This is a genomic window from Microcoleus sp., assembly GCF_049646505.1.
Classification (GTDB): Bacteria; Cyanobacteriota; Cyanobacteriia; order Cyanobacteriales; family Microcoleaceae; genus Microcoleus.
In genome coordinates this window covers 22,544-30,434 of sequence record NZ_JBARVX010000011.1, presented here as the reverse complement: position 1 = coordinate 30,434, position 7,891 = coordinate 22,544, and the positions used below count along the sequence as shown (strand labels likewise).

The following is a 7,891-nucleotide window of genomic DNA, read 5'->3' as shown; positions in this document are numbered from 1 at the left end:
AAATGTTAGCAACTCGAAAAAACCTATGTCGTTTGATACAACCGACATCTTGTACCATTGTCAGCAACAGGCAAGATGCCTGTTCCACAAAAGATAAATTTTCTCGCTTCACAGGCATCTTGCCTGTTCATAAAAGGCTAATTGAAAATGGTGCAATATCTCAGATACAACCAACTATTATTTTATCTAAAAACTGTGGCATAAATAAGTGGTTAACTTTTGTAGAGCGAAGCCGTAGCCCCGTACCGATAGCCCCCTTGAAAATCAATTTTTTTGCGGTTTTATGCCAAAAAATCGATATTGAAGCATACCCGTTTCTGTCTGGTGGCGGAGTGTGAAAACATCAGTGATTACTCTAACTCTGCTACATCCTATCCAGTCAGTCCCCGTTCAGAGGTGGTGTTTTGAATCCGCATCCGTGGTTCGGATCGGTCGATCGAACGACAATGATGTAATTATTTACAGCGCTGTGGTTTCCCGCCACCACGTAGAGCTGTGGAATCACGCCAATGGCTGGGAAATTATTAATTTTGGTGCTAACGGTACTTATGTAGATGATAAACCGATCGCTCAGGTGTCAGTCGCCGACGGGATGACGATTCGCTTGGGCAATTCCGGGCCAAAAATCCGGATTTCCGTAGGCGCTACTTTGGAACCGAATGCAATTACCAGCCAGCCACAGCCCCAATTTATCGCCCGAGAGGACGAATCAAAAGAGAAATCGACGGCTTGGCCTCTCGGTGTAGGAATCATTGAAGACGATGAAGAGGGAGCCCAGACTCACATCGATCTTGACTGATCTGCCGCTATCTAGCGGACAAAATCAAACAAAGCTCAGGGTGCACTATTCCATCGTCAAACTAATATCTCGGCAATTAAGCTGATTTTTGCCCGAATATGCCGCTCAATTAATTAACAGCTTCTGCTACATAAGATTGATGAAACTTGCCTAAAACAGCAGGGCGAAATTGTAACACGATCGAGCCTAACCTGAGTGTCTTACCATCAACGAACGTTCTTTCTGATTGAGTTTTAATTCGAGTTTGATGGCGTACACGAGCGCGAAGAACCAGATTAACAGTAAAAGTATGAGTAGATTTTAAATTTTACCAAGGAAGATGGCGAATTGCGATCTTTAAAAATGCACGCTTGATTGAGTGCGCGAGTAGATAGTCGGTAATGTCCGCAATGTCGTTCAATCTCAATTAAACCGCCATTTAGTAGCATCTATAGTACAAAATCACCCTTCTAAAGATAAGATTTGGGGGATATCGGTCGATATTACATCTATTTCGCTGTTTGCCCACTGGCGGTAATCTAAGAGCAACTGGTACATCAACCGCTGTTTGACGCTCAGCAGCACGCTCTTGAGCAAACCGTTGCCCGTTGCTTCTAAAATCGGTTTGGGTGTCAGCCAAAACGGCGGCGGTAATTCTACTTGTACTTCCAAATCGGCTTTTCCCTTTAAGTACGTTAGCCCGCTACTTTGGTGGGCGGCAAGCTGTCCTTTAAGATTGAGAGCAAAGCGATCGTTTATATAACCCACGCCGCGAATTTCGCAAGCGACGGACTCCAAATTGATTGTGCCGTCTGACTCCGCCCACACCCTCATGTCTACTGTGGGTTGAATGCTCAGCATCATAAATTGTAACGGCCGCATTTTGAGGCGGAAACAGTCGTCGCTTAACTGCTGCGTGCGAGTGCGATCGACTAAGGCGTTCACCAGTCGCCTCGGTTGGCGCAGATAATGTTGAATGGGAACCCGTTCATCTGGTACGGCGATCTCAACGGATTGCGAAGAATTAAAGCGGATGTACATGAGAAGATATCAACATATAGGATTCGTAAGCATATCTTAATAAACTATAACCTTTTTCAGGTGACACAAGTCTCGCATTAGCTCGCGCACTTCCCCAATGTCATCCGAGAAATCACGGATCGAAGCTTTCGGGAATCAGGCTAGTTTTTCGATCGGACAGCAGGTGCGATCGAAGTAAAGCAACACAGTTGTAACGTAAAATTGCCGATAATTATGAAAATTTCGTTAGCGAAGCCCTCAAAGAGGATCGCACATCTGGGCCCTATAGGTACTAATACAGAAACAGCCGCTCTAGCTTACGTCAATTGCTTGAGTCTGGAAACAAACTTTGAATACACCCTGTGTCCTTATTCCACCATTGCTCAAGCACTAGAGGCATCTGCCTCTGGGCTGGTTGACTTTTCTATTGTGCCGGTGGAAAATTCCATAGAAGGCAGCGTGACTGTCACCCTAGATACGCTGTGGCGACTCGATGGGCTCGGCATTGAACACGCATTGGTTTTGCCGATTTTCCACGCGCTGCTGTCAAACGCTCAAAGTTTTAACGAGATTCAAAAAGTTTACTCTCATCCGCAAGCGCTAGCTCAGTGTCAGTTGTGGTTGAGCCAGTTTATCCCTGGGGCTGAGTTGATTCCGGCGAATTCAACCACCGAAGCCTTGCAGTACCTGGAAGATAGAAGTATAGCGGCAATCTCTGCCCCCAGAGCTGCCGAACTCTACAAATTGCCCGTGCTAGCGAGCCCGATTAATGATTATCCCGACAATTACACTCGATTTTGGGTACTGGGCAGGAATGGCCGAAAACTGGGAAACGCCGCCAAATCCTGCGATTCATCAATTACATCCGCTATCAAATCAGCAGCTGACTCGCACCCGGATGCAGCGCCTGTCAATTGCACTCACACGTCACTAGCTTTTAGCGTACCTGCTAACAGGCCGGGATCGCTGGTAAAGCCTTTACAAGTATTTGCCAGTCGCGGTATTAATTTAAGTCGCATTGAATCTCGACCGACAAAGAGATCCCTGGGAGAATACATTTTCTTTATGGACGTTGAAGCGGATGCTTGTTCTACTTTAGTGCGATCGGCACTAGAAGAGTTGAAAAACCACACGGAAACTTTAAAAATCTTCGGCAGCTACACTGTACTGTCAGTAGTATAATTTGAAGTACAAGTTAAGAGGCTAGCGAGATGGATGCTGATGAACTGTTGAAGCGATATGCAGCCGGAGAAAGAGATTTTCACGAAACCAGCTTGAAAGAGGCTTCTTTGCGTGAAGCTTTCCTGATTCATATTAATCTAGCCTGTGCCAATTTGAAAGAAATCAATTTAGCTTTGGCAGACCTAAGTTGGGCAAACTTAATGGGTGCAAACCTTGAGAATGCTTGTCTGCTAATGGCAAATCTAAATGGGGCAGATTTTAGTAAAGCAAATCTCAGTCAAGCCAAATTAACAGGGGCAGATTTGATAGACGCAAACCTGAATAATGCCAACTTGGGCTACACCAAAATGATTGGTGTCAAATTGATGGGGGCAAACTTATCTGAGGCTAACTTGATGGAAGCTAACCTCATAGAAGCTTGCTTGGACGAGGCCAACCTGGAAAACACGAATCTCAGCGAGGTAAAACTGCGGGGCGCGAGTCTGAGGAAAGCCAACTTGCGCGGTGCATTTTTGTGCGAAAGTAACCTTCAGGGTGCGGATTTGAGAGAAGCTGACTTGCGCGGTGCTAATTTTAGCGGTGCCTTTTTATGCGGGGCTAACATAGAGGGTGCTCAGCGCGATGATGCAACAAATTTGAGCGGGGCGATTCATTTTTGCATCAGACAAGCCTGAAGTCTGGCAATATTTACGCCCAAAATCAAAGAATTAAGGACTAAAAAATATAGTATTCATTTGGCTGAAAGTAGAGTTAATTTGCTCCTGTACCTTAGCAAAATGAAGCTGCATTTTGAGAATCTCTTTTTTAGAATTAGCTTCAGTAATTTTACTTTCCAAAGCTAGCAAGTTGCGGTTGAGAGTTTCTACTCGCACAGTTTGGTCGTCTAAGTTGATTTTTAGTTCTGCCACCTGATCCAACTCGATCTGCTTGCGAACCCAGGCGTGGCGAACCAAGTTTTCATCTCCTTTCTGAAGTGCGATCGAAGCTCGCTGCTGCCACTGATTGGCTTGAGATTCAGCTTGATTGTACTGCCACTGAATCCGCAGTTGGGCGGAAATTGCGCTGCCGACAGCCTGACGCAGTTCTTTGAGGGGTTCTTGCATTTCTGAGAGTAATAAATCCCAAAGATTCATCAGTTCTCGGGTAAATTGTTCCCGTTCTACAGAGGCTACTAATGCTTCTAACAGCAACAAGTTTGGCTGCATTTGCAGGAGGATTGTCTCAAATATTAACTGTGCTTCTGACAACTGCCGATCGCTAGTTTTTTCTGAGACTGCACTGGGTGAGTTGTTTAATATTTTTTGAGTTTTGTCTGCCCCTGTTTCTGAGTCTAAACTTGCAGGTACAAAGGCTTGTAATTTTTCGATCGCGATCGCGCTTAGCCTCTCTCGAACTAAACTGCAGGCCGCCCGCTGCACGGGGCCTGTTTCGGTTTGACAAATCTCGATCGCTATTTTTAAGCCTGCATCGCCGTAATTTAAAGTTTCTTTCAGCGCAGCAATGCGATGTTCGCTGACAGAACTAGACAGCCGGTGTTTGACTCCTGCTAGTCCGCCTAGCACGACACCGCCCACAGGAGGGGGCAGTTGACCGCCTCTAACTGCATCGTATGGTTTCGGTTGGTCGAGATTTTCTAACACAAGCATTTAATTCTGTAAAGAACCTATCCGAACTTGTTTGAAGTTGCCGGTTAAACTGATACCTGTTTAAAAAAAAATCGAACTCGGCAGCCCGCGATCTAAACTTTTAGTCGATCGTTCATTCCCACTTCTGGAATCAAAAATTTAAAATATTAAATAGTATGGTCTCTGTGTTATTTGGGCTTCTCTGCAGGCAAAACCGACCGTGTTGTTTGCCTGCCCAAATTCGCTACTTTAGCGTATCTTTCAGTACAGTCCTCGCTGCTAAGTGATTGCGAGTAGAAGTCAAAATTTCGGTTTCGCGTTCCAATCTCGCAGCAGTATCTTGCAGTTCTAAAAGAGTTTGCTGTTCTGTCGCTGCGCCGTAAAGGTAGCTGGCTACCCAGTAGGACAATTCTGTGGGCAAACTGGGAATGTCTTCGGGTAGGTCGATCGGCTGATCCATCAATTTGCTGGAGAGGCGAACTACATCTTTGAGCAGTTGTTCGACATCTTTGCCCAAAGATCGGAGGTCTTTTTGGGGCGGTTCGTCTTCAATCCATTCTACTAAACCGACTAAATAGGGTTTTTCCCGAACGGCGTCGAGCACTCGGAAGCGCTGCTGTCCGAGAGTCATGATTTTCATGCGATCGTCCGGGAGGCGCTGGCAGTGAATTACTTCGGCGCAACAGCCAACGGCTGAGACTTTGTTTTGGTTGGGGTCCCACATGAGTACACCGAAACGGCGATCGCCATCCAGAATTGTATTCATCATAATTCGATAGCGAAACTCGAAGATTTGCAGCGGCAGGGGTCTACCCGGAAATAGAACCACTTCCGGCAACGGAAATAAGGGGAGTTCGCGAACTGCGGAGGAGGATGAGGATGCCATTGTCGCTCAAAGGTGACGTTACTTGGGATTATTTTTATTACTTTAACTGATTTGAGGAATTCCGGGGCGGGGAACAGGGGCGATCGGGCTTTTGCACGGGCTCCGGGCTCGACGGCGGGCGATCGTCAATTGTCCCAGCCACCCCTGCCAGCTCAAACAAGCCGTCATGCTTTCAAAATGATAAAGATTATGTTTTTGTTGAATAAACAACATAAAAAGCTATGATAGCCACTTTAAAATGATTTTTTTGAGCGTTCCCACACAGTGCAGATTTTAGATTAATTATACAGATTTATTGAGAAACTAATGACTAATGACTAATGACTACTGACTACTGACTACTGACTACTGACTACTGACGGCAGGACGGCAGGAGGGCGGGCCCGCACCATCCACCGCCCCTACTGACTAATGACTAATGACTACTGACTAATGACTACTGACTAATGACTACTGACTAATGACTGCTGTCGATCGCACTTTCAGCAAAAAGAAGGAACAATGTATTTTTCCATTGTTCCTTCTTTGGTTATTTCCGAAACTGTCAATCTACAGCTTGACTTCGATATCTACGCCTGCTGGCAAATCCAGTTTCATTAAAGCGTCAATTGTTTTGGCAGAAGGCTGGTGAATGTCGATAATGCGGCGGTGCGTGCGGGTTTCAAAGTGTTCGCGAGAATCTTTGTCTACGTGGGGCGATCGCAGCAAGCAATAAATCCGCCGTTTTGTCGGTAGGGGAATCGGGCCGATCGCAGTGGCGGCTGTCCGATTTGCTGTATCTACAATCTTTTCGCAGGATGCGTCTAGAATTCGGCGATCGAAAGCTTTGAGGCGAATGCGGATTTTTTGCTGTGGAATTGTTGCCATTTTTGTTTCTTGAATTTTCGAGGTTCAGTTTATTTTTTGTTATTTGTTATTTGTTATTTGTTATTTGTTATTTGTTATTTGTTATTTGTTACTTATTCTTTGTTATCGAATATTCTATCGATAACTATTAACCAATAACTATTAACCAATAACTATTAACCAATAACTACTAACCAATAACTGCTAACTACTCACTAAAGAGCAGAAAAGCCTATTGAGATTTGGGGGCTTTTCTGCTACTTAGGTTATTAGCGGATACCTACTTGAGGATTTTGGAAACAACGCCGGCGCCGACGGTGCGGCCGCCTTCGCGGATGGCGAAGCGCATTCCTTGTTCGATCGCGATCGGGTGAATCAGATCGACAGTCATTTTGATCCGGTCACCCGGCATCACCATTTCAGCTTCCGAACCGTCATCAGCAGTGAACTGCATGATTGTACCGGTTACGTCAGTTGTGCGGACGTAGAATTGAGGGCGGTAGCCAGAGAAAAAGGGCGTGTGACGGCCGCCTTCTTCTTTCTTCAAGATGTACACTTCAGATTCAAACTGAGTGTGAGGACTGATGGATTTTGGCTTAGCAATTACCATGCCTCTTTCAATATCAGCCTTCAAAATACCCCGGAGGAGTAGACCCACGTTGTCGCCGGCCATCCCTTCATCCAAGGACTTGGTGAACATTTCCACACCAGTCACGGTAGTGCTGCGAGTGTCCTTAAGACCAATGATTTCGACTGTTTCGCCGACTTTAACTCTGCCGCGCTCGATCCGACCTGTCGCCACAGTACCCCGACCAGTAATCGAGAATACGTCTTCAACTGCCATCAAGAAAGGCTTGTCAATTTCGCGTTCTGGAGTAGGGATGTAAGTATCTACTTCTTCCATCAGCTTGTAAATCTTGTCAACCCACTCATTCTCGCCCTTGACTGTCTTGGGATTAGCCAGCATCGCTTCGAGAGCTTTCAATCCCGAACCTGTCACGATGGGGATGTCATCGCCAGGAAAATCGTAAGAGCTCAATAGTTCGCGAACTTCCAGTTCTACCAATTCCAACAGTTCAGCGTCATCCACCATGTCTTCCTTGTTCAAGAAAACAACCAGGCTGGGAACGCCAACTTGCTTGGCTAGCAGGATGTGTTCGCGAGTTTGAGGCATGGGGCCGTCTGCTGCTGACACTACGAGGATGCCGCCGTCCATTTGAGCCGCACCGGTGATCATGTTTTTCACATAGTCAGCGTGTCCCGGACAATCTACGTGAGCGTAGTGCCGACCTGTGGTTTCGTATTCCACGTGAGCGGTATTGATCGTAATACCCCGTGCTTTTTCTTCGGGTGCAGCGTCGATGTCGGCGTAGTTCTTAGCCTTTGCTTGACCCAGTGCAGATAGAGTCATCGTAATCGCGGCGGTCAAAGTTGTTTTGCCGTGGTCAACGTGACCGATCGTGCCGATGTTTACGTGGGGTTTGTTCCGTTCAAATTTTGCGCGTGCCATTCTCGATCTGTTCCTTGTTTTTTTTAGCGATTTTAGACTTGAGA

9 protein-coding genes and 1 pseudogene are annotated in these 7,891 nt (G+C 46.1%); 4 read left to right on the top strand and 6 right to left on the bottom strand.

What is annotated here, in order from left to right:
- Positions 1 to 338, top strand: a pseudogene (locus WBA89_RS00840) (hypothetical protein); the annotation flags it as partial.
- 8 nt (positions 339 to 346) lie between these two features.
- Positions 347 to 799: an FHA domain-containing protein gene (locus WBA89_RS00835; protein ID WP_424403170.1), complete on the top strand. Its 453-nt coding sequence runs from the start codon at positions 347 to 349 to the stop codon at positions 797 to 799.
- A 441-nt stretch (positions 800 to 1,240) separates the two neighbouring features.
- On the opposite strand, the gene WBA89_RS00830 is transcribed toward WBA89_RS00835, so the two are convergent.
- On the bottom strand, positions 1,241 to 1,819 hold the full coding sequence (locus WBA89_RS00830; RefSeq protein ID WP_424403168.1) for a DUF1997 domain-containing protein: 579 nt from the start codon (positions 1,817 to 1,819) through the stop codon (positions 1,241 to 1,243).
- 213 nt (positions 1,820 to 2,032) lie between these two features.
- On the opposite strand from WBA89_RS00830, the gene pheA reads away from it, so the two are divergent.
- Complete coding sequence (pheA, locus tag WBA89_RS00825; protein WP_424403166.1) at positions 2,033 to 2,980, top strand: prephenate dehydratase; 948 nt, start codon at positions 2,033 to 2,035, stop codon at positions 2,978 to 2,980.
- Positions 2,981 to 3,009: 29 nt separating this feature from the next.
- Positions 3,010 to 3,654 (top strand): pentapeptide repeat-containing protein, encoded by a 645-nt coding sequence (locus WBA89_RS00820; RefSeq protein ID WP_424403164.1) that lies wholly within the window; start codon positions 3,010 to 3,012, stop codon positions 3,652 to 3,654.
- Positions 3,655 to 3,687: 33 nt separating this feature from the next.
- On the opposite strand, the gene WBA89_RS00815 is transcribed toward WBA89_RS00820, so the two are convergent.
- The 5 genes from WBA89_RS00815 to tuf form a co-directional block, all read right to left on the bottom strand.
- Entirely contained in the window at positions 3,688 to 4,626 is a 939-nt protein-coding gene (locus WBA89_RS00815) for a PspA/IM30 family protein (protein WP_424403162.1), read from the bottom strand.
- Between the two features lie 223 nt (positions 4,627 to 4,849).
- On the bottom strand, positions 4,850 to 5,491 hold the full coding sequence (locus tag WBA89_RS00810; RefSeq protein ID WP_424403160.1) for an LON peptidase substrate-binding domain-containing protein: 642 nt from the start codon (positions 5,489 to 5,491) through the stop codon (positions 4,850 to 4,852).
- A gap of 42 nt (positions 5,492 to 5,533) precedes the next feature.
- The gene (locus WBA89_RS00805) at positions 5,534 to 5,704 is read right to left on the bottom strand and encodes a hypothetical protein (protein ID WP_424403158.1); all 171 of its coding nucleotides are present in this window, start codon (positions 5,702 to 5,704) and stop codon (positions 5,534 to 5,536) included.
- 336 nt (positions 5,705 to 6,040) lie between these two features.
- Positions 6,041 to 6,349: a 30S ribosomal protein S10 gene (rpsJ, locus tag WBA89_RS00800; RefSeq protein ID WP_265238410.1), complete on the bottom strand. Its 309-nt coding sequence runs from the start codon at positions 6,347 to 6,349 to the stop codon at positions 6,041 to 6,043.
- A 268-nt stretch (positions 6,350 to 6,617) separates the two neighbouring features.
- Positions 6,618 to 7,847 (bottom strand): elongation factor Tu, encoded by a 1,230-nt coding sequence (tuf, locus tag WBA89_RS00795; protein ID WP_424403156.1) that lies wholly within the window; start codon positions 7,845 to 7,847, stop codon positions 6,618 to 6,620.
- Positions 7,848 to 7,891 lie beyond the last annotated feature (44 nt).